The sequence below is a fragment of the Geodermatophilus sp. SYSU D00758 genome (assembly GCF_054049955.1).
In genome coordinates this window covers 110,536-132,398 of sequence record NZ_JBJGYK010000008.1, presented here as the reverse complement: position 1 = coordinate 132,398, position 21,863 = coordinate 110,536, and the positions used below count along the sequence as shown (strand labels likewise).

General features: G+C 75.1%; 16 protein-coding genes and 2 tRNA genes. 11 read left to right on the top strand and 7 right to left on the bottom strand.

All coding sequences use genetic code 11. The annotated features are described in order from the left end of the window. Window positions 1-440 precede the first annotated feature (440 nt). Window positions 441-1,322, top strand: a complete 882-nt coding sequence (locus tag ACI8AC_RS08190) for a beta-1,6-N-acetylglucosaminyltransferase (RefSeq protein ID WP_456896973.1) — start codon at window positions 441-443, stop codon at window positions 1,320-1,322. Between the two features lie 105 nt (window positions 1,323-1,427). Then, window positions 1,428-2,738, top strand: a complete 1,311-nt coding sequence (locus ACI8AC_RS08185; protein ID WP_456896972.1) for a glycosyltransferase family 2 protein — start codon at window positions 1,428-1,430, stop codon at window positions 2,736-2,738. Here the strand turns inward: ACI8AC_RS08185 and ACI8AC_RS08180 are convergent. From ACI8AC_RS08180 to ACI8AC_RS08170, 3 genes are read right to left on the bottom strand one after another with little or no spacing between them, the layout of a single operon-like run. After that, window positions 2,690-3,700 (bottom strand): glycosyltransferase family 2 protein, encoded by a 1,011-nt coding sequence (locus ACI8AC_RS08180; RefSeq protein ID WP_456896971.1) that lies wholly within the window; start codon window positions 3,698-3,700, stop codon window positions 2,690-2,692. The genes ACI8AC_RS08185 and ACI8AC_RS08180 overlap by 49 nt on opposite strands. Window positions 3,701-3,737: 37 nt before the next feature. After that, window positions 3,738-4,313: a metal-dependent hydrolase gene (locus tag ACI8AC_RS08175; protein ID WP_456896969.1), complete on the bottom strand. Its 576-nt coding sequence runs from the start codon at window positions 4,311-4,313 to the stop codon at window positions 3,738-3,740. 47 nt (window positions 4,314-4,360) lie between these two features. Further along, entirely contained in the window at window positions 4,361-5,176 is an 816-nt protein-coding gene (locus tag ACI8AC_RS08170; RefSeq protein ID WP_456896967.1) for a glycosyltransferase family 2 protein, read from the bottom strand. A gap of 633 nt (window positions 5,177-5,809) precedes the next feature. Here ACI8AC_RS08170 and ACI8AC_RS08165 point away from each other — a divergent pair. The 6 genes from ACI8AC_RS08165 (at window position 5,810) to ACI8AC_RS08140 (ending at window position 16,784) form a co-directional block, all read left to right on the top strand. Beyond that, a complete protein-coding gene (locus ACI8AC_RS08165) occupies window positions 5,810-7,363 on the top strand; it encodes a lipopolysaccharide biosynthesis protein (protein WP_456896965.1) in 1,554 nt (517 codons plus the stop codon). A gap of 51 nt (window positions 7,364-7,414) precedes the next feature. After that, a complete protein-coding gene (locus ACI8AC_RS08160; protein WP_456896963.1) occupies window positions 7,415-8,821 on the top strand; it encodes a glycosyltransferase in 1,407 nt (468 codons plus the stop codon). Between the two features lie 93 nt (window positions 8,822-8,914). After that, window positions 8,915-10,660, top strand: a complete 1,746-nt coding sequence (locus ACI8AC_RS08155; protein ID WP_456896961.1) for a glycosyltransferase — start codon at window positions 8,915-8,917, stop codon at window positions 10,658-10,660. 190 nt (window positions 10,661-10,850) lie between these two features. After that, on the top strand, window positions 10,851-13,391 hold the full coding sequence (locus ACI8AC_RS08150; RefSeq protein ID WP_456896959.1) for an alpha/beta fold hydrolase: 2,541 nt from the start codon (window positions 10,851-10,853) through the stop codon (window positions 13,389-13,391). A gap of 4 nt (window positions 13,392-13,395) precedes the next feature. Beyond that, entirely contained in the window at window positions 13,396-14,160 is a 765-nt protein-coding gene (locus tag ACI8AC_RS08145) for a lipase family alpha/beta hydrolase (protein ID WP_456896957.1), read from the top strand. A gap of 98 nt (window positions 14,161-14,258) precedes the next feature. Continuing rightward, the gene (locus ACI8AC_RS08140) at window positions 14,259-16,784 is read left to right on the top strand and encodes an alpha/beta fold hydrolase (RefSeq protein ID WP_456896955.1); all 2,526 of its coding nucleotides are present in this window, start codon (window positions 14,259-14,261) and stop codon (window positions 16,782-16,784) included. 144 nt (window positions 16,785-16,928) lie between these two features. On the opposite strand, the gene ACI8AC_RS08135 is transcribed toward ACI8AC_RS08140, so the two are convergent. The 4 genes from ACI8AC_RS08135 to ACI8AC_RS08120 form a co-directional block, all read right to left on the bottom strand. Then, on the bottom strand, window positions 16,929-17,981 hold the full coding sequence (locus tag ACI8AC_RS08135; protein WP_456897035.1) for a PHP domain-containing protein: 1,053 nt from the start codon (window positions 17,979-17,981) through the stop codon (window positions 16,929-16,931). After that, complete coding sequence (locus ACI8AC_RS08130; RefSeq protein ID WP_456896954.1) at window positions 17,978-18,583, bottom strand: DoxX family protein; 606 nt, start codon at window positions 18,581-18,583, stop codon at window positions 17,978-17,980. The genes ACI8AC_RS08135 and ACI8AC_RS08130 overlap by 4 nt, the downstream gene beginning before the upstream one ends. A gap of 297 nt (window positions 18,584-18,880) precedes the next feature. Continuing rightward, entirely contained in the window at window positions 18,881-19,396 is a 516-nt protein-coding gene (locus ACI8AC_RS08125) for a phosphatase PAP2 family protein (protein ID WP_456896952.1), read from the bottom strand. Window positions 19,397-19,443: 47 nt separating this feature from the next. After that, window positions 19,444-19,974 carry a CGNR zinc finger domain-containing protein gene (locus ACI8AC_RS08120; protein ID WP_456896950.1) on the bottom strand — a complete coding sequence of 177 codons (531 nt, stop codon included), beginning with the start codon at window positions 19,972-19,974 and terminating at the stop codon, window positions 19,444-19,446. A 137-nt stretch (window positions 19,975-20,111) separates the two neighbouring features. Between ACI8AC_RS08120 and ACI8AC_RS08115 the strand changes: the two genes are divergently transcribed. From ACI8AC_RS08115 to ACI8AC_RS08105, 3 genes are all read left to right on the top strand, one after another. Continuing rightward, window positions 20,112-21,326, top strand: a complete 1,215-nt coding sequence (locus tag ACI8AC_RS08115; RefSeq protein WP_456896948.1) for an MFS transporter — start codon at window positions 20,112-20,114, stop codon at window positions 21,324-21,326. Between the two features lie 156 nt (window positions 21,327-21,482). Further along, window positions 21,483-21,571, top strand: a tRNA-Ser gene (locus tag ACI8AC_RS08110). Between the two features lie 21 nt (window positions 21,572-21,592). Further along, window positions 21,593-21,665: transfer RNA gene (locus ACI8AC_RS08105), tRNA-Arg, on the top strand. Window positions 21,666-21,863 lie beyond the last annotated feature (198 nt).

The following is a 21,863-nucleotide window of genomic DNA, read 5'->3' as shown; positions in this document are numbered from 1 at the left end:
GACGAGCGAGAGCACGACCGAGACGACGAGCACGGTGCGTCGGCGTCGAGGGCGGCGGGCGGGCGGCTCCGGCGGGGCAGGCGGGGCGACCGTCTCCTCGGACGTCAACAGGGCGTACTCCTCGGGGTCGGCGCCGGACAGCGCGCGGACGACAGGACGGCGCTCGTCCCTCGCGAGCGCCGGGGGCGCAGGCCAGCGCACCTCCGCGCCCCCGCACACCAACGCGCGGGCGGAGCCGGAGGTTCCCGAGGACCGTTCACCCATGGGGACGGTCCACGCTGTTGCGCCGTGTCGGTGCGTGGCCATCGGGTAGCGTCGGCGATGGTCGGTTCGAGGGTCGTCGCCGGGCGCGGCGCGGCCGGGAGCCCTTCACGGATCGAGGTAGGTTCGCGGTGAGTCCTGGGTCGTCGGGGTTCTCCCGGTCCCCGACCCCAGCCGCGGTGAACGGCGCCCACGCGCCCGTCCTGGCCTGCGTGGTGATGGCCCACGCCGACCCGGGTCAGACACGCCGGCTCGTGGCCGCACTGGACCCCTTTCCCGTCTTTCTGCACTGCGACGCCCGCACTGCGCAGGAGACGTACGAGGAGATGACCCGGGACCTCCCGGGGCGGGTGACGCTCCTCGACCGGCGGCCCACGCCCTGGGGGAGCTGGGGTTCGGTGCTGGCCGAGGTGGACGGCTATCGTGCAGCCCTCGACCGGACAGCGGCCACCCACGTCGCCCTCCTCACAGGCAGCGACTACCCCATCGCCTCGTCGGCTGCGATCGCCGAGCAGCTCACTGCCGTCCCCGGGCGCTCGCTGACCGATGCCCGTCCTCTCCCCCTGCCACAGTGGCGACACGGAGGCTTCTGGCGCCTGCGGTACCGCTTCCGCGCCTGGGGCAAGCGGATGCTCGTGTTCCCGGTCCCGAGACGCCTACCCCGCGACGTCACTCCGGCCGGCGGCTCCCAGCTGAAGATCCTGGCCCGACAGGACGCCGAGGCCGTGGTCCAGGCTCTCGACAACCGGCCTGACCTCGCCTGTTTCTGGCGGAGCACGTGGATCCCCGACGAGACGTTCGTCCCCTCGGTCCTGCTCAGCCCCTCCTTGACCTCCGGCTTCGCAGCGCGTCAGCTGCTGGGCACCGCGTGGTTCATCCGCTGGGACGATGCCCCTCGCAAGAGCCCTCCATGGCTCACCACGGCCGACCTGCCAGACCTGCGGCACATCCGCGACACCCGGCCCCAAGGTGTGCCGGTGCTCTTCGCGCGGAAGTTCTCGTCGGAGGCCGATGCGTCGGTCCTCGACACCATCGACCGGACGCTGCGGCGCGACACCTGAGCGAGCCCCTGCACCCGGCAAGGGGGAGGGGCAGCGCCGGAGACTGGCGCGCGGATAGCGTCCGAGAGCCCGCACGGCGGGACCGGGACAGACGGGAGTGAGGGGATGGACGCAGGCCCGCGGACCACTGCAGCGACGACGGCGATCTGGTGCGGGGAGCTCGAGCTCTCCGGCGGCGCGGTCACCGGCGTGCGCCCCTACGCCGGGCAGCCCCGGGCCCGGGTGCTCGCCCGGCTGCACGGCGACCCGGTGGGCTACGTCGAGCTGCCCGCGGCCGGCGCCGGCCCGGACCCCGCCGAGGTGACCCGGCTGGCCACCACCCGGCACGCCGACCGGGTCCGCACGCACCTCGCCGCCGAGGGCGGCACCCATCAGAGCGGGTGGGCCCCCGGCGACCCGCTGCCGGCCCCGGCCGAGGGCTGCCCGGCCCGGTTCGAGTCCGGCACCGAGGTCACCGTCGTGGTCTGCACCCGCGACCGCGGGGAGGCGCTGCGCGACTGCCTGGACCGGCTGGCCGCCCTCACCCACCCGCACCTGGAGATCGTGGTCGTCGACAACGCGCCGTCCGACGACACCACCGCCCGCCTGGTGGGCGAGTTCGCCGCCCGGGACCCGCGTTTCCGGCACGTCCTCGAGCCGCGGCCGGGGCTGTCCCGCGCGCGCAACCGGGGGCTGGCCGAGGCGCGGGGGGCGGTGATCGCCTACACCGACGACGACGTCGCCGTGGACCCCGGCTGGGTGCAGGGTCTGCTGCGCGGCTTCGCCCGCCGGGCCGACGTCGGCTGCGTGACCGGCCTGGTCGCCACCGCCGGCGTCGACACCCCGGAGGAGGCCTACTTCGACGCCCGCGCGGCCTCCTGGTCGACCCGCTGCGAGCCGGAGCTGCACGACCTGGCGGGCAACGCCCGCGACGACGCCCTCTACCCCTACTCGGCCGGCATCTTCGGCACCGGCGCGAACTTCGCCTTCGACACCGCGGCGCTGCGCGCCCTCGGCGGCTTCGACGAGGCCCTCGGCGCCGGCGCGCCCACCCGTGGCGGGGAGGACCTCGACGTCTTCGTGCGGGTTCTGCGGGCCGGGCACGCGCTGGCCTACGAGCCGGCCGCCGTCGTCTGGCACCACCACCGGGCCGACCCGGCCGCGCTGCTCGCGCAGCTCTACGGCTACGGCACCGGCCTGACGGCCTACCTCACCAAGTGCCTGCTGCAGCGCGACGTGCGCCGCGACGTGCTGCGGCGGGTGCCCCGCGGCGCCGCCCGCATCGCCCGCATCCGGCGGACGACGGACGAGCGGCTCGGCGCGGGCGTGTCGGCCCCCCGCGGCGCGCTGGCCAGCGAGCTGCGCGGCTTCGCGGCCGGCCCGGTGCTCTACCTGCGGGCGCGGCGGGCGGTGGCGCGGGCCCGGGCCAGCGCGTAGCTGCCCGCGGTCAGCGAGACGCCCTCCACGATCGCCCACGCCCGGCCGAGGCCGGAGCGGTCACCGCGGGCGGCGTCCCGCAGCCCGAGCAGGACCCCACGCGGCAGGGTCCGCCGCACGTAGACCCGCTCGGTCTCGAGCGCCGACTCCGCACCCGCCAGGCCGCTGACCAGCGCCTTGGAGCGGCCCTCGGCCCGGCAGCGGCGCCGGTAGTAGCGGCGGGTGACCCGGTCGGCGGAGACGCTGTGCCGGCAGGTGGCGCCGGGCTCGAGCAGGATCCGGCCGGCCGCGTGGGCCTTGCGGGCGCGGATGGAGAACTCGGTCTCCTCGCAGCCCGCGGCGTCCTTGCCCAGCCGGCCCATGTCCGGGTCGAAGTCCCCGGCCAGGCCGAAGACGCTGCGGCGGAAGCTCATGTTCGCGCCGATCGGGTTGCGGATCTCGGCCCGCTCGGTCGGCAGCCCGCGGTAGCTGCAGCCGACCACCCAGAGGAACTCGTCGGGGAACCACGCCGGGCGCGCGCCGCGCCAGTCGGGCACCACGTTGCCGCCGACCCCGATGACGTCCCCGTCCCCGTCGGCGTAGGCGGCCAGCGTCCGCTCGACCCACTCCGGCTCGGCCGCGGCGTCGTCGTCCAGGAAGGCGACCACGTCGCCGGTGGCCACCGCGACGCCGGTGTTGCGGGCGCCGGAGAGGCCCCGCGGCCCGGCGTTGGGCACGCACAGCACGCCGGGGAACGCGGCCCGCGCCCGCTCCAGCAGCTCGTCGTTGTGGTCGCTGACCAGCACCACCTGCTCCGGCGGGCGGGTCTGGGCGGCCAGGCTCTCCACCGCGGCGGTGATCTCCGGCCAGCGCTCGAGGGTGTAGGCGCAGACGACCACGGAGACCGAGGTCACCGGGCCCAGGGCGGGTGCGGGGGCGCCGCCGGGAGCGGTCACCGGGGGTGCGGGGTGGGACGGGGACACGTCGAACCAGCCTAGGAGGGGGAGGAGGGCCGGGGGATCATCCGGCCGGGTGGTCCGCGCACGGCGCGGGCGGGCGCTCGCCGGCCGAGCGCCAGGCCCGCCAGCAGGCGGCGGCGGTGGCGACCACCAGCAGGCCCAGGTAGGTCGTCCAGGCGACGCGGAAGGAGTCATCGACCAGCGGCCAGAACAGGGGGACGCCGGGGCCGATCGCGACGTCCCGGGCGATGTGCAGCGCCACCCCCAGGGCCAGCCCGGCGACCACCGTGCGCCGCGCCCGCCAGAGCGCCGCGACGGCCGCCAGCAGCAGCACGGCCACGACCGAGTGCGTCACCGGCCGCCCGCCTCCGCCCCCGGCGGTCACCTCGGCGCCGAGGTAGAGCGGCACGTGGTCGAGGTCGACCACCACCGCACCGACCAGCGCCCAGGTGACCAGCCGGCCCCGGGAGAACCCGGCCGCCGCCAGCAGCAGCCCGGCGGTGAGCAGGTGCGCCGACCAGTCGATCACCGCCTCCGCGGGGACCGACCAGCGACGCGCCGCCAGGGCCGCGTCGAGCAGGCAGATCGCCGCCAGCGCGGCCAGGGAAGCGAGGACGCGGACCGCGGGACGCTGCACGGGGTCCAGTCTCGCCGCCCGCCGGCCGTCGCGGGGGGACGCCGGGGTCAGGCCGACCGGATCTCCACCACGTCGGCCTCGGTGCGGGGCGACGGGGCCATGGCGGCCACGGCGGCCTCCGCGGCCTCGACCGCCTCGGCGGCCGCGGTGATCGTGGCGCGGCTGCGGGCCCGGCCCTTGCCGTTGACCCGCTCGACGGCCAGGGCGCGCAGCACCCGGAACCCGTCGCGCCAGGTGTTGAGGTTGCTCTGGCCGTGGATCCGCTCGAACTCGAAGCTCGGCACCTCGACGATGCGCAGGCGGCCCTTGGCGACGCGGGTGTTGATCAGCGTCTCGATCTCGAACCCGTCACCCCACAGCTTCTGGTCGCCGCGGCCGCCGGTCTCGAGCTCGAGCACCGGCAGGCAGTGGGTCCAGAAGGCGTTGTAGCCGTAGCAGAGGTCGGTGTAGCGGGTGCCGAAGAGGGTGTTGGCCGCCCGGTTGAGCCACCGGTTGCCCCACGCCCGCATCCGGGTGATGTCGGCGCTGCCGCCGCCGTTGGCGAACCGGGTGCCCTTGGCGAAGTCGGCCCCGTCGAGCAGCGCGGCAACGAACCGCGGGATCTCCCGCGGGTCGGCCGAGCCGTCGGCGTCCAGCATGACGAGGACGTCGCCGGTGGCGGCGGCGAAGCCGCAGGCCATGGCGTTGCCCTTGCCGACGCGGGTCTGCATGACGATCTTCACGTCCGGGCGCAGCGACCGCGCCGTGGCGACCGTGTCGTCGACGCTGCGGCCGTCGACGACGATGACCTCGTGCACGTCCTCGGGCATGAGCGCGAAGACATGGGGGAGGTTCTTGGCCTCGTTGTACGTCGGGATGACCACGCTCACGCGGGGTGCCGGCGCCGTCCCGTCAAAGGTGTCGGGAACGTGGCGGGAGCGCATGCAGGGTCCTCTCGTCGGTGCTGGGTGAGGGCCCGGTTTCGCCACTGCTCACCGCCGGGCGACTTGGCGACCAGAGAAAGCCCGACGGGTCATCGCTGCCCGTGTCTGCCTGTGTGTCACGGGGGTGGCGCAGGGACGACGTCGACCCGGCCGGACGGCCAGCGCACATTCCCCCGTGGTGGTGGATCTCGCTGGGCGGGTGACGGCTTTCGTCCCCGCTCCACGACATTGATACCGACTCTCCATACGGCTGACAAATCAACCGGGTGCGTTGTGTGACCGACACCCAGCCCTCTGGTCACCCTGCGCGATCGTGACATCGCCGCAGGGCGACCAAAACGAATGGACGATGCGAACCGGTGCGGAGGATCACACTCATCTCCCCGTCCGGGTGGGGTCGGCTCGTGGAAGAGGGTGCGACCGTGGAGGGGTCAGTAGCCTCCTGGAGGCACCACTCAAGGGGCCGGTCGGTCGGCGCGGGCGGTGCCGGCGCGCGGTTCGCCGCAGGATGAGCGCTCACCCCCCTCGACCGGTGAGGCGCCGGCGATGTGGCTGAAGACCAGGGAGACACGCGTGCACGGTTCCGGAGGCAAGGCCCCCGGTTCCGGGGAGTCGGTGGCCGACGACCCGGTGCTGGCGACCGAGGGTGCCCCGGATGGGGAGGTGAGACCCCCGCGCAGCTCGAGGCTCTTCGGGCGGGACCTGCTCTACGTCGGTGTCCTCTCCTTGCAGCTGGTGACGGCCACCGTGGTGTCCCCGGTGCTGGCCCACGTGCTGCCGGGGGATGAGTTCGGCCACCTCTCCTCGGCCATCGCCCTGCACCAGGTGCTAGTGGTCCTCGCGTTGATCGGCCTCGACCAGGCCATGATCCTCATCCGAGCGGAGACGGGCAGCGACCACACCGCCCGGACCCTCGTCGGCGTCGGTCTGGTGGTGGCCCTGTCGCTGACGGGGGTGGCGTTCCTCACCCAGGCGTCCTGGGCGCCCGCTCTCGGCTTCCGGGCCGAGAGCCCGATCGTCGGGATCGTCGTGGCCTGGACGCCACTGGCCGCAGGCGTGTTCATGGTGGCCGCGCTGTTGCTGAGCCAGGACCGCCTGGTGGCATTCACCCTGGTCAATGTGCTTGCCGCACTGGGCGGGCAGGCGGCCGGACTGACGCTGCTGTTCCTGGCCGACGAGCGGGCGGCGAGCGCCTACGCCACCGGGAACCTGATCACCCTCACCGCCACCCTCCTGATCGGCCTCGTACTGGTCCGGCCGCGGCTACCGCGGCGGGCTGAACTCGCGGTCACCCGCCGGGCGGTGCGGCTGGGCCTGCCGCTCATGGTCAGCGGCATCGCCCTGTTCGTGCTCAACGCCAGCGACCGGCTGGTGATCCAGCGGCTCCTGGGCCCGGAGGAGGCCGGCCGCTACCAGATCGCCTACGTCGTCGGGAACCTGGCCGTGCTGCTCATCGGGATGACCGACGGGGCGTTCCTGCCGCGCATCGCCGCCGTCCGGGAGGACGCCGCGCGGTGGCGGGTGATCGGCCTGGCCCGCAGCGGTCTGCTGCGGCTGATGAGTCCGGTGATCCTCGGCATCACGCTGGCAGCCCCGCTCGTCCTCACCATCGTGGCTCCGGCCACCTTCCGGCCGGAGGACCTGCACGAGGTCGTCTACATCGTCGCCCTCGCCGGACTACCGATCCTGCTCGGCCTTGGCTGGGTGTGGGAGCTGATGAGCCGGAAGCTCACCCGGGGGCTGGCGCTGAGTGCCATCGTCGCCGCCGTGGCCAACGTGGGCATCAACATCGGGCTCGTCCCCGTGTGGGGGCTCCTGGGCGCGGCCGCCGCGACGGTGGCGGCCTTCGCCGTCGAGTCGATCGGCTACCGGCTTGCCGTTCCCCGTTCGGTGGCGCTGCCCCGCGTCCCGCGACGCATCCTGCTCGGCGTGGTGATCTCGGCCGGGGTCAGCGCGGCGACCCTCTGGCTTCCCCACACGACCACCTGGAACCTCGTCCGCTTCGGTCTCGCTGTGGCCTGCCTGCCGTGGCTGTTCCACCAGTTGCGGGCGGCGCGCGTCCGTCTGGAGGAGGGGGTCGCCTCCGTGACGGCGGCCTCTGCGGTCCCGGGGGAACCGAACGGGTGAGTCCGACCTGGTTCGGCCTTCGCAGCGTCGACCCGGCCGTACCGTGAGGCCGTGGATCGCCCTGCGCCCCAGCAGTTCCCCGTCCGTGTCGCCGTCGTCGACGTCGAGGACCGCCCGGCGGCCCTGTCGGCGCTGCGCGAGGACGGCACCCGCTGGTCGGGGGTGTGGCTGGTGGTCCGGCAGGGCGGCACACCCGTTGGGGTGGCCGAGGTGCCTTTCGACGGCGCGGATGCGATACCGCGGGAGGACGTCGCCGCCCGGGTGACGGCAGTGGTCGCCGCGGCGCCGGCCAGGCCCGACCTCTCCCGGCTGGCCGGCGCCCTGCCGAGCGCCAGCGTCATCGTGCCGACCAACCTGGCGCGGCCTCAGCAGCTGCGGGCCGGTCTGGCGGCGCTCGACGCCCTGGACCACCCGGACTTCGAGGTCGTGGTCGTGGACAACTCGGCGAAGGGCGCTGCGGATCTCCTGACCGACCTGGTCGCCGGCCTGTCGCGGGTCCGGGTCGTCCGCGAGCCGGTGCCGGGGATCTCCGCCGCCCGCAACGCCGGTGTCCGCAGCGCCCGCGGCGAAGTGATCGCCTTCACCGACGACGACGTGCAGGTCGACCCCGGGTGGCTTCGTGCACTGGCCGGCCGGCTGGCCCTGCGGCCGGACGAGGACGCCGCGACCGGGCTGATCCTGCCGGCGGAGCTGGAGACCCCAGCCCAACTGTGGTTCGAGCGCCACTACGGCGGCTTCGGCGCCGCCCGGGTGTTCGCGCCGCTGACCTACCGCGGTGCGGCGGGCCGCTCACGGCTCACCCGTCGTGCCGAGGTGGCCGTGACCGACTGGGAGGGCGCCGAGATCCGCCGCTTCGCCCTGTACGGAGCTGGCGCCTGCGGGGCGGGGGCGAACATGGCCTTCCGTGCCGATGCGCTCCGCCGGCTGGGGCCTTTCGACGAGGCGCTGGGTACCGGTACCCCGGCACGCGGTGGCGAGGACCTCGCGGTCTTCATCCGTCTGCTCGCGTCCGGGGGGTCGATCGGGTACGAGCCGCGCGCCGTCGTCCACCACACCCACCGAGCCGACTACCCATCGCTGCGCGGCCAGATCAAGGCCTACGGCCTCGGGTTCACCGCCATGCTGACCTCCTTGGTGGTGGCCGAGCCGTGGCACGTCGGTGGCGTCCTCTCCCAGTTGCCGCGCGTGGCCCGACGCGCCCTGCGCGGTGACCCGGCCGCGACCGCGGCACCGGCCCCCGTCGAGGCCCCACTGGGCGCCCCCGCCCCCCGCGAACTCGTTTGGCTCGAACGGTGGGGAGCGCTGCAGGGCCCGGGCGCCTACCTCCGCAGCCGCCGGCGCGTCCAGCGCCGAGCACACGGTGCGGCGAGCGTGACTCCGCAGCGGCGAACGATCCACCGCACGGGACGTACGCGGTGGAGCGGGAGGTCCGGAGGCAGCCATCACCCGGACCGGTGAGAGAGGTAACCACGTGGGTTCGACGCGGTTAGTGTCCGCCGTGCGGCCGAGGTAGGGGCTGCGCAACGGGGGCAGGAATGGGGTTCGACCAGGGTGAGCAAGCGGTTCAGCATCGTCGTCCCGACGTACCAGCGTCGCGATGTCCTCGTTGCGAGCATGCGGGCGATGGCGAAGCTGGAGACGCCGTGGCCGGTCGAGCTGGTGGTAGTGGTCGACGGGGCCACCGACGGCAGCGCGGAGGCGGCCCGTTCGGTGCCCATGCCGTTCGAGGTCCTGGTCCTCGAGCAGGAGAACCGGGGCGCCGCCGCGGCCCGGAATCACGGGGCGGCGGAGGCGCGCGGTGAGGTGCTCCTCTTCCTCGATGACGACATGGTGGTCGACCCACAGCTGCTCCTGGCCCACGACGCGGTGCTCGGCGCGGGCGCCGATGCCGTCATCGGCCACATCCCCTTGCACCCCGACTCCCCCCGGACGCTGCTCGGCAAGGGGGTCGAGGAGTGGGCGCATGCGAGGCACGAGCGGCTGACCCGGACCCGCGGCCAGCTGTCGCTCGGCGACCTCCTCACCGGCCAGCTCTCGGTGCGCCGGGAGGTCTTCGAGCGGGCCGCCGGCTTCGACGAGACCTTCAACGCGCGTGGACAGTTCGGCGCCGAGGACACCGACTTCCTGCACCGGCTGCTCCGCAGCGGCGCCCAGGTCCGGTACGCACCCGGAGCGGTCTCCTATCAGCGCTATGTCGTCACCCCGCGGCAGAACCTGGGGCAGTGGCGGCAAGGGGGTCGGGCCGACGCCGTGCTGGTCCGCAAACACCCGGAGCTGTCGTCCGAGCTGTTCCGAGCGCATCGCGGTGGGTCGCCCAGCGGCCGGGTGCTGCGCCGGTGGGCACACCTCGTCCCGTCCGGAGCCGCCCGGGCCCTCGCCTCACCTGTGCTGGCCGCCGCCGAGTCGGGGCGCATCGACCGGCTCACCGGCTGGCTCTTCACCCGGCTACGTGACGCGTGCTACTGGCGCGGAGTACACGAGGGCGGTGGCCTCGACCCCACCGGCCGGGCTCCCGTCGTCCTCGCCTACCACGCGGTCCAGAAAGTCGACGACCCGGTGATCGGTGACTGGTGCGTGAGCGCCGAGCAGCTCGAACAGCACATCGACGCACTCCGGGGAGCGGGCTTCGCCTTCGTCGGACTGCCCGAGGTCCTGGCGCATCTCGACGGCCGGGCCATGCTCCCAGCGCACAGCGTCCTGCTCACCTTCGACGACGGCTACGTCAGCCTCCTCGACGGGGCGCTCCCGGTGACCGCCCCGCGGGACGTCCCCGCCGCGGTGTTCCTGGTGAGCGAGCAGCTGGGGGGCTACAACCGCTGGGACGCCGAGCGAGGTGCTGTCGAGCTCCCACTGCTCGACATCGACCAGCTGCGGTTGTTGGTCGACCACGGGTGGTCACTGGGCGTGCACACCGGTACACACGCCCACCTCACCCAGCAGGACCGAGCCGGGTTGGAACGCGAGCTCGACCGGCCGCTCCGCGATCTCCGGGCCACCGGTCTCCCGGTCGAGGCGGTGCTCGCCTATCCCTTCGGCGAGCACGACCTGCGGGTCCGGACCGCGACCCGGCGTGCAGGGTACGTCGCCGCCTTCGCCCTCGAGGGACGCCGGGCGCCGCGCCGGCGGCGGGACCGGTACGCCTGGCCCCGCATCGAGGTCCGGTGGGACACCACGCCCGAGGACCTGGTGGCCACCGCCCTCGCGCCGCCGTGGTGGCCGGTCCGTGAGCTCGAGCGCGACGCGCGCGGGATCGCCCGGCGGGTCCTGGGCGTCGCCCGGAGCGCGGTCCGACGCTGACCCACGTGCCGGTCCCGACGATCGGGTGAACGGCCCGGCGTGCGCCGAGCCGCGGGGAACCGGTGGGTTAGCGTCGTCCCCCGGAGGTCGCCGGGACGCCGTAGGACGGCGGCCGTGCGGGGGACTGTGCACCCGGGGACCCGTGGTCGACCCGTTCCCGCGGCGGGTCCTGCCCGGGAGGTGCGCTGAGGTGGACGTGCAGGTCGACATCGTGCCGGGGCTGCCGGAGCTCCGGTTGCCCGGTCCCCACCGGGGGCTCGTCGACCGACTCGAGGAGGTGGCCGGCGTCCTCGGGGACGTCGTCGCAGTAGAGGCCGTGACGGGGTCCCTCACCTACCGCGACCTGGTGTCCCGGGTCCACGCCATGGCGGCCGAGCTCGCCGTCGACGGAGCCCGCGGACCGGTCGGCGTCCTCGCCGAGCAGGGGGTCGACAGCGTCGTCGCGATGCTGGGCGTCATCGCCTCTGCCCGGCCGTGCGTGCTCCTCGACGGGACGCAACCGGTGGCGCGGCTCGGGCAGGTCGTCGCGCGCGCCGGCGTCGAGGTCGTCATCGTCGACGACCGGTACGCCGACACCGCGGCCATGCTCGCCGGCATCACCGTGGTCCACCCCGTCGGCCTGGGCGGTCCCGGAGCTGCGGCGGGGCCACGTCCTCCTGTCTCGCTCGAGGACCCGGCGACCATCGTCTTCACCTCCGGCAGCACCGGCGAGCCGAAAGGCGTCGTCCTCCGGCACGCCACGATGCTGTCCACGGCCCTCATCGGCCGCGAACGCTTCGCCCTCGGCCCGGGGGACCGGGTGTCGCTCGTCCTGCCGCAGGCCTTCGCCGCCGGACAGGAGGTGGTCGTCATGGCGCTGCTCAACGGGGCGACGCTGTGCGTCCAGGATCCCCGGTCCATGGCACGGCGCGACCTCGTGGAGTGGCTGCTCGACACCCGGGTGAGCACCCTGCACGCGACGCCGTCCCTGTTGCGCGCGGTGCTCAGCGGCCTCGCCCCCGAAGAGCTGCTGACCGGCGTCCGGCTGGTGACGACGTGCGGCGAGAAGGTCTTCGGGTCCGATGCGGCCGCCGCGCTGGACCGGCTGGAGCGGGACGGCCGATTCGTGAACTGGCTGGGGTCCTCCGAGACAGGGATGCTCGCCACCTACGAGATCCGGAAGGGCGATCCGATTCCACGTGGCCTGGTGCCGGCCGGGCGGCCGGTGCCGACCCGGGAGATCACGGTCGCCGGGGACGACGGGGCCGAGCTGGGGCCGGGGACGGTCGGCACGCTGGTCGTGACGTCGGCGTACCTGCCGGGCGGGTACTGGCAGGACCCGGCGCTGGCCGGACGCTTCACCCCCCTCGACGACGGTCGCGTCCAGTACCGGTCGGGCGACCGAGCCCGGATCGAGGCCGACGGCACGCTCACCCTCCTGGGCCGGGCCGACGACGCGGCCAAGATCCGCGGCTACCTGGTGGAACCGGCCGACGTAGAGGCGGCGATGCGGGCCCTGCCCGAGGTCACCGACGTCGTCGTGCGCGCGCTCAGCGACGGATCCGGGGAGCAGCGGCTGGTGGCGTGGGTGGTCCCGGATCCGGCCCGGCGGACGCCGTCGGCCGCGGCCCTGCGGTCGGCGACCGGCCGGGCGCTGCCTGACTACATGGTGCCGCGCGACCTCGTCCTCCTCGCGTCGCTGCCCCGTAACGAGCGCGGCAAGGTTGACCTCCGGTCGCTGCCCGAGCCGCCGCCCCGCCCGGAGCCGGCCGCGCCCGCGACGGCGACGGAACGCACGATCGAGCGCATCTGGGCGGTCGTCCTCCGACTGGACCGGGTCGGTCGGGACGAGAGCTTCACCGCGCTGGGCGGGGACTCGCTCAGCGTGGAGGAGATGCTCGAGCGGGTACAGGCGGAGCTGGGGCACATGCTCACCACGGCGCACCTCGCCGAGCACCCCACGCTCGAGCAGTTCGCCGCACTCGTCGACCGCGCCGCCGCGGCTGGCCGGCTCCGGCGATCCGACGGCCTCGTCCGCCTGCGACCGCCCGGTTCCCTACCCCCGGTGTTCTGCTTTGCCGGGGCGGGCGGCGCCGCCGCCTTCTTCGAGGCCCTCGCCGCAGGCCTCGGGCCCGAGCGAGGGGTGTTCGCCATCCAGTCGCACGGGTTCGAGAACCGCGGCCTCCCCGACTGGACGGTCGGTCGTGCCGCGCGCCGCGCCCTGCGGGTCATCGAGCAGGAGTACCCGAAGGGGCCGCTCGCGCTCGTCGGCCACTCCCTGGGCGGGCTGGTCGCGCTGCGGGTCTCGCAGCTGCTCGGTGCGCGGGGCCGCGCGGTCTCCCTGCTCACCCTTCTGGACACCTTCCTCCCGCCGGCTGCGAAGCCGCGTGGTGCACCGTCCACGATGGGGCCGGTCGGTGACCCGCTGCCGCGGCGGGAGATCTGGGCGACCCGCGCCCGGGTGCTGGGGGCGGGGCTGCTCCGCTACGACAACGCCCTCCGGCAGGAGGTCTTCCACCAGCAGGGCGCCCGGGTGGCGCGGTTCCACCGGCCCACGTCCTGGCCGGGCCCCGCACTGGTGTACCTCTCGTACGAGAACACCGACGACCCCGCGTGGTGGGGTCAGCTGCTGCCCGGCGAACTCGACGTCCGGCGGATCGGCACCGACCACCTCGGGCTGTTGAGAGTGCCCTATGTCACCGAGGTGGCCGCCGCGGTCCGCACCCGGCTCGACGCCGTCCAGGGAGGATAAAGGAGTGACCGTCCCGCACCGCAGCCGCCGGCCACTGCTCTTGCTCCTCGCGCTCCTCACCGCCTTCCTCGTCGTGGTGGGCGTGGTCGTCGGCATCCGCCTGGCCGAGGACGTCGAGGGCCGCCCGGTGCTGCTCGTGTACGGGTACGGGGGCGACGGCGAGCAGATGGAGCCGCTGGCCGAGGCGCTCCGGATCGCCGGCCGCGACGTCACCATCGTGGAACTGCCCGAGAACAACACCGTGGACCTCTGGGACTCGGCGTGGACCCTCGGCCAGACGGCCGAGAAGGTCATGGAGCGGACCGGCACCGACAGCGTCGACGTCCTTGCGCACTCGGCGGGTGGCATCGTTACCCGGTTGTGGGCGTCGACCAGCGGGGCCCAGGCAGTACACCGGGTGGTCACGCTCGGCTCCCCGCACCACGGCTCGGACGGCTCAGCTGTGTTCGCCGAGTGCCTCGAGGCCTGCCAGCAGCTCATCCCCGGCAGTGACTTCCTGGCCGAGCTTGAGTCGCAGGACGAGACCCCAGGCGAGGCGACGTGGGTTTCCATCTGGTCGGAGACCGACGGCGCCGTCGAACCGCCCGAGTCCTCCGAGCTGGAGGGAGCGCTCAACCTGCGCCTGCAGGACGTCTGCGAGGGGGCGCAGATCAACCACAGCCAGTTGCTCGAGGACCCGCTCTCGGTCAACGTGGCCGTCACGGAGCTCACATCCGACGAGCCCGTCGACCTCGACGCCGACGACTGCGAGCGCTTGACCGGCGGCTGACCCCCTCCGGTGGGACCTCGGGCAACGTTCTACCCCCCCGCGCCCGATCCGGTGAGGGCCGTTGTGCTCCCGGGACCGGGCACGTCAGGGTGGTGCCCATGGCGACGACCAGCCCCGGGAGCCTGCGCGAGCTGACCCTGCCCGGTCCGTGGGCCGACGTGCGGGCCCGCCTCGAGGAGGTGGTCGCCGCACGCGGGAACGCGCCGGCCATCGACTCCGCCGAGGGTGCGATGAGCTACGCGCGGCTGTGGGACCGGGTGCAGGTCCTCGGGGCGGAGCTCGCGGCCCTGCGGGGGGACGCCACCCGGCCGGTCGGGATCCTCGCCGAGCAGGGCACCGAGAGCATGGCCGCCTTCGTCGCCGTGTTCGCCTCGGGGCGCACCGGCGTGCTCCTCGACGTGGCGCTGCCCGAGGACCGCATCGCGGTGATCGCCGAGCTCGCCGGGGTCGAGGTCGTGCTGGCCGACGAGGCGCGCCGGGAGCTGGCCGCGCGGCTGCCCGGGGTGAAGGCCGTGCGCGGGCTGCGGCCGGAGGGCGGCGCCCCGGCCGGCGACCCGCCCGCCGCCGACCTGGACACCCCGGCCTCCGTCATCTTCACCTCCGGCACCACCGGCGTCCCCAAGGGCGTGGTGTACACCCACCGCACCGTGCTGGCCGTCGGCGTGACCTGCCGGGCGGCGCTGGGGCTGGCGCCCGGCGACCGCGTCGCCCTGGTCCTGCCCGCCTCCTTCGCCGCGGGCCAGATCCTGGTCTTCGGGGCGCTGCTCAACGGGGCCACCGTCTGCGTCCGCGACCCCCGGGTGCACGGCCTGCGCGACCTGCTCGAGTGGCTGCCGGCCAGCGGGGTGACCACGCTGCACCTCACGCCGTCCCTGCTGCGCTCGATCGACGAGGCGCTGCCCGAGAACGCGGTGCTCGGCTCGGTGCGGCTGCTCACCACCGCCGGGGAGAAGGTCTACGGCGCCGACGTCGAGATCGCCCGCCGCCGGCTCCCCCCGGAGTCGGTGTTCGTGAACTGGATGGGGTCCTCCGAGACCGCCGAGCTCACCACCTTCGAGATCCACCCCGGCGACCCGGTGCCCGACGGCGTGGTGCCCAACGGGCGGCCGGTGCCGCTGCGCGAGCTGACGCTGCTGGACCCCGACGGGCACGAGGTGCCGCCGGGCGAGGTCGGCGTCCTGCACGTCACGTCGGAGTACATGTCGGCCGGCTACTGGGGCGCACCCGAGGCGACCGCCGCGGTCTTCACCCCGCTGCCCGACGGCCGGACCCGCTTCCGCACCGGGGACCGCGCGCGCTTCGACGAGCACGGCGTGCTGCACCTGGTCGGGCGGGCGGACGACGCGGTGAAGATCCGCGGCTACCTGGTGGAGCCCGCGGAGGTGGAGGCGGTGCTGCGCTCCCTGCCCGACGTGGTCGACGCCGTGGTCCGGGCCCGCAGCGATGGCGACGCGCCGGCCCGGCTGGTGGCCTGGGTGGTGCCCGAGCCGACCCGGCGCACGCCCTCGCCGGCGGCGCTGCGCGGTGCGGTGGCGCGGGTGCTGCCGGACTACATGGTGCCGCGCGACGTCGTCCTGCTGGCGGAGCTGCCGCGCAGCGAGCGGGGCAAGGTCGACGTGCGGGCCCTGCCGGACCCGCCGCCCCGGCCCGAGCCGGTGCCGCCGGCGACCGAGGCCGAGCGGCTGGTCGAGCGGGTGTGGGCCCCGGTGCTGCGGCTGGAGGCCGTGGGCCGGGACGAGAGCTTCACCGCGCTGGGCGGCGACTCGCTGGCCGTCGAGGAGATGCTGGCGCGGCTGCAGGCCGGTCTCGGCGTCACGCTGGCCGCCGGCGACCTGGCCGAGCACCCCACCCTGGCCGACTTCGCGCGGCGGGTGGAGGCGGCCCGGGCCGGGCAGCGCGCCGACCGGGTGCCGAACCTGGTCCGGTTGCGCACCACCGGCACGGGGACGCCGGTCTTCTGCCTGGCCGGCGCCGGGGCCGAGGCCGCCTACTTCGAGGCCTTCGCCGCCGCGCTCGGCCCGGACACCCCGGTCTACGCCCTCCAGGCGCACGGCTACGACGCCCGCGGGCTCCCCGACTGGACCGTGCGCCGCGCCGCCCGCCGGTACCTGCGGGTGGTCGAGCGGCTGGTGCCCGACGGGCCGGTGCAGCTGGTCGGCCACTCGATGGGCGGGCTGGTGGCCATGGCCCTGGCCCACCTGCTGTCGGGCCGCGGGCGCCGGGTGGAGCTGCTCACCCTGCTCGACACCTACCTGCCGCACGCGCTGGCCGGCGACGCCCCGCAGCCGGGGGAGCCCACGGCGCCGCTGTCTCGGGCCCAGCTGTGGCGGGCCCGGTGGCAGGTGCTCGGCGCAGGGCTGGTCCGGTACGAGCCGGAGCTGCGCAAGCAGGTCTTCTTCGAGCAGGGCGCCCGCGTGGTGCGCTTCCACCGGCCGACGCCGTGGCCGGGCCGGTCGCTGGTGGTGCTGTCGAACGAGAACACCGACGACCTGACCGTGTGGCAGCGGCTGCTGCCGGGCGACCGCCGGGTGGTGCGGGTCGACTGCGACCACAACGCGCTGCTCAAGCTGCCGTACGTGACCACGGTCGTCGAGCACGTGGTGGAGGCGGCGCCCGCCCCCTGACCGCCGTCCCCGCCGTCCCCGCCGTGCCGCCCGGCCCCGACCGGCCCCACCCGCCGTGATCATGGGCTTCTCGCCGGGGACACGCGGCGACGCGCCGGGCCGGCCGGCCAGAAGCCCATGATCACCGGGAAAACGGGGCGGGGCTCAGGCCGCCGTCCAGGCCAGCAGGTCCTCCGCGGTCCGGGTGTTGACCACGCGCTCCACCGGGACGCCGACCTCGACCGCCCGCTCGCAGCCGTTGCCCTGCCAGTCGAGCTGACCGGGGGCGTGCGCGTCGGTGTCGATCGCGAACTCGCAGCCGAGCTCGAGGGCGAGGGCGAGCAGCCGCAGCGGCGGGTCCAGGCGCTCGGGCCGGGAGTTGATCTCGACGGCGGTGCCGTGGGCGGCGCAGGTGCGGAAGACCGCCTCGGCGTCGAAGGTGCTCTCCGGCCGGGGGCGCTGGCGGCGGCCCTCCCGCTGCTCGCGCGGGATCAGCAGCCGGCCGGTGCAGTGGCCGAGGACGTCGGTGTGCGGGTTCTCGACCGCGGCCAGCATCCGTGCCGTCATGGCCGCGCCGTCGGCCCGCAGGTCGGAGTGCACGCTGGCCACCACGACGTCCAGGCGGCCCAGCAGCTCCTCGGTCTGGTCCAGGGACCCGTCGACGAGGATGTCGCACTCGATGCCGGTGAGGATCCGGAACGGCGCCAGCTCCTCGTTCAGCGCCGCGACCACGTCGAGCTGGCGCTCCAGCCGCTCGGGGGAGAGCCCGTTGGCGACGGTCAGCCGCGGCGAGTGGTCGGTGAGCGCGAGGTACTCGTGGCCGAGCGCCATCGCCGCCTCGGCCATCTCGTGGATCGGGCTGCCGCCGTCGGACCAGTCCGAGTGCGCGTGCAGGTCACCGCGCAGCGCGGCGCGGTACTCCGCCACGTCGTCGGCCAGGGGGACCAGCTCGGCGTGGGCCTCCTCGAGCCGCGCGAGGTACTCGGGCACCTCCCCGGCGTGGGCCTGCACGATCGCCGCCCCGGTCTTCGGGCCGATGCCGCGCAGGTCGGTGAGGGTCCGGGTGCGGATGCGCCGGTCGAGCTCCTCGGGGCCGAGGGCGTCCACCACCGCGGCCGCGGTGCGGAACGCCGCGACCCGGTGCGTGGGCTCGCGGGCGCGCTCCAGGAGGAAGGCGATCCTCCGGAGCGCGGCCGCGGGCGGGAGCGGGTCGCTCAGCTGAAGACCTTCCCGGCGCTCTTCACCGTGCCCTTGCCGGCCTTCTTCCCGGCCGTGCGGGTGGCCTTCTTCTGCGCCTTGGTCGCCCGCTGGGAGGCCTTGGCGGCGCGCTTCTGCGCCTGGGCCAGGTTCTTCTCCGTTGCCTCGGAGGCCAGCCGGGCCGCGCGGCGCGCGCGGTAGCCCACCGACGGGCGCCCCTCGGTGTCGGCCGTGGCCAGCAGGAGGCCGCCGAGCATGCTGGTGTTCTTCAGGAAGTCCGCCAGCTGGCCGAACCGCTCGTCGGGGTCCTCGTGCTCCCAGAACCGGTGCCCGGCCAGCGTCGTGGGCACCACGCTCACGGTGAGCAGCAGCGCCGAGAGCCGGGGCAGCTTGCCCAGGGCCAGCATGCTGCCGGCGGCGACCTTGAGGGCGGCGTCGGCCTTGACCCACTGCTCGACGTCCCGGGGGACCTCGACCGGCAGCTGCTTGTCGGCCTGGTCGGCGACCGCCTCGACGATGGGGCGCGCGCCCGGCACCCGGTCCTGCGGCTTGCGCAGCGTCTGGATGCCGCCGTAGACGAACGACGAGGCGAGCAACGGCCGGGCGATCCGGCGGAGCAACATGGTGGACCTCTTTCCGTCGGGTGTGCGTGCGGGCCACGGGTGCCCCGGATCGGCCCGGGTCACCCCTGATCAGGACCGTAGTGACGCGCACGCCACTCCGCTGGGTCAATGACGGCGCCGGTACGGGCCGGGAGGATCGCCCGGTGCCCTCCTCCCGGCCGCCGCGTGGTGGGTGGCGGGGCCGGCCCTGCTCGCCGTCGCGCTGCCCGGCACGGCCCGCGCCGTCCGGCTGCACTCCGGCGCCCCGGGCCGCGTCCCGCTGCTGCTCGCCGTCGTCCGCCGCCGGGCGGGGCGGGGTCAGCGGGTTCGGCGGGGGCACAGCTGCCGGCCGCCGGCCGCCACGGCCGAGCCGACGGCGAGCCCCGCGACGACGTCCCCGGGGTAGTGCACGCCGACGTGCACCCGGGAGTAGCCGACCGCGAGGGCGAGGGGGACCAGCAGCGCACCGGCCGGCGGGCACTCCAGCGCGACGCCGGTGACGAACGCGCCGGCCGAGGCCGAGTGCCCGCTGGGGAACGAGTGGGTGGTCAGGGGGTGGCGCAGCAGGCGCTCCACGGGGTGGCCGGAGAGGTCGGGACGGCGGCGTCCGAAGACCCGCTTGAGGACGGCGTTGACCAGCGCGCTGGTGACCGCCATCGAGCCGAGCCCGCGCACCGCCGCGCGGCGGGCCGGCCCGCTGCGCGCGGAGAGCAGCAGCCCGACGGCCATCCACAGCCGGCCGTGGTCGGCGGCGGTGGTCAGCCGGCGCAGCCACCGGTCGGCCGGCGAGCGGGGGAGGGCGCCGATCCGGGCGTGCAGCCGGGTGTCGAGCACGCGCAGCGGAGTGCGCCGGCGCGGGGGACGCGTCCCTCCCACCCCGCTCAGGCCTTCCGGCGGGCGCGGTAGGCGGCGACGGTGGAGCGGCTGGCGCAGGTGTTGGAGCAGTAGCGGCGGCTGGCGTTGCGCGAGGTGTCGACGTAGACGTCCTCGCACCCCTCGGCCGAGCAGACGCCCAGCCGCTGCCAGCCGTGCTGAACCACGACCTGCGACAGGCCCATGGCGACGGTCGTGGTCAGCTGCTCGAGCAGCGGGGCGTCCGGGCGGGCGTAGTGCAGGTGCAGCTCGCCGTCGTGGTCGGTGGCGTAGGGCCGCGGGCGGGCCCGCGCCAGGAGGGCGTTGAGCCGGTCCATGACCTCCTGCCGCGAACCGGCGAGGGCCACCGCCCGGACCAGGTCGGCGGTCTCCCCGGCGCGGGCGGTCTCGCCCGGCGACAGGGTGAAGTCCGTCGTCCCCTCGAACCACTCGTCGTGGCCCCGCAGGAACCCCGCGGCCCAGTCCGGGTCGTCCCGGCCGGCGTTGGCGAGGTCGATCGCGAGCTCGACCGCGTTGGAGCCGAAGGTGTCGTAGTCCACGCCGGACCCCTACCGGGGCACGACGGGGCTGTAGGTGGCGTCACACATTTGACTCCCTACCTTCCCGTCCCTAGCCTGTAGGTGGTCAACGCAGTTTGACCCCCTACTCTTCCGCCTTCTCGTGAAGTGGACCCGTCGTGCGCTCCTACCTCGCCGTCTGGCGCCTGCCGTCGGCCCCGGTGCTGCTCGGGGCCGGGTTCGCCGGTCGGCTGCCCTCGGCCATGGTGCCGCTCGCGCTGCTGCTCATGGTGCAGCAGCAGACCGGTTCCTACGCCGTGGCCGGCCTCGCGGCTGCCACCTACGGCCTGGCCATGGCCGGGATGGCGCCGGTGCTCGGCCGGCTGGCCGACCGCCGCTCGCCGCGCCCGGTGCTGCTGACCCAGGCCGTGGTGTACCCGCTCGCGCTGGGGCTGCTCGTCGCCGCCGTGCTCGGGGGCGCGCCCACCCCGCTGGTGCTGGCCGCCGCGGGCCTTGGGGGCGCGGCCACCCCGCTGGTGTCGGGCACGGTGCGCGCGCTCTGGGCGCAGGTCGACCCGCGGGTGCGCCCGACCGCCTTCGCGCTGGACGCCACGGGCACCGAGCTGGTCTTCGTCGCCGGCCCCACGCTCGTCGCCGCGCTCGCCGTGCTCGTGGGGCCGGCCTGGGCGGTCGGCGCGGCCGGCGTGCTGGCGACCGCGGGCGCGGTCGGCGTCGCCACGGTCCGGGCGCTGCGCGCGTGGGCGCCGGCGCCGGTGGTGCACCGCAACGGCCCGCTGGCGACGGTGCTGGCGCCCGGCATGCCGCGCGTGCTGGCGAGCGGGGCGGCGCTCATGGTCGGCTTCGGCGCGCTCGAGGTGGCCATCCCGGCCTTCGCCGACGAGGCCGGCTCGCCGGGGCTCTCCGGCCTGCTGCTCGCGCTGTGGTCGCTGGGCTCGGTGGCGGGCGGGCTGTGGTTCGGCGCCCGCGTGGTGAGCGCCTCGCTCCCGCGCCAGTACCGGTGGCTGCTGCTCGGCGTGACGATCGGCCTGGCCCCGCTGGCCGCGGCGTCGAGCCCGTGGGTGCTCGGCGCGCTGCTCTTCCTGGGCGGGACGGCGATCGCCCCGACGCTCACCGTGCAGAACTCGCTGGTCGGCGTCATCGCCCCCCGGCACGCCACCACCGAGGCGTTCACCTGGCTGTCCACGATGGCCACGGGCGCCTCGGCGGTCGGTGCCGCCGTCGGCGGCGCGCTCATCGAGAGCCGGGCCGGGGTGGACGGCAGCCTGCTGCTGGCCACCGCCGGCGCGGCGGCCGCGGTCGGGCTCACCCTGGTGCCGGGCCGGCGGCGCGGGCCGCGGTCGGCCGGGCGCGCGGCCGAGCCGGTCGCGGCCTGACCCTCCTGCCGCTCCGCGACTGCGGGGGAGTCGTCGTCCCGGTGCTCCCGTGGACGACGACTTCGCCGCGGTCGCCGGGGTCGGGGGCCGGGCTGCGACGCCCTCCCGGGGCGCTGGTAGTCTCTCCTCGGTGGTTCCGGGGGGACTCGGACCCCGGGAGGCTTCGCCTAGTCCGGTCTATGGCGCCGCACTGCTAATGCGGTTTGGGTTAACCCCCATCCCGGGTTCAAATCCCGGAGCCTCCGCGCACGACAACTGAACAGCAGGCACCCGTAGCTCAACGGATAGAGCATCTGACTACGGATCAGAAGGTTAGGGGTTCGAATCCCTTCGGGTGCACGTCTGGTTGGGACAGCGCCGCGGCCCCGCACCTCCCCGGGAGGTGCGGGGCCGCGGTGTTCTCGGCGTCGGGTGAGACAGACGTCATGACGAATCGACGACCCAAAGACCCCGCCCGGCGGTCCGTCGCTGGCAGCATCGGTCCGACCGCACGCCGTGGTGCGCACGTCGCCGTCCGCTGCCGTCGCCCGCGAGGTC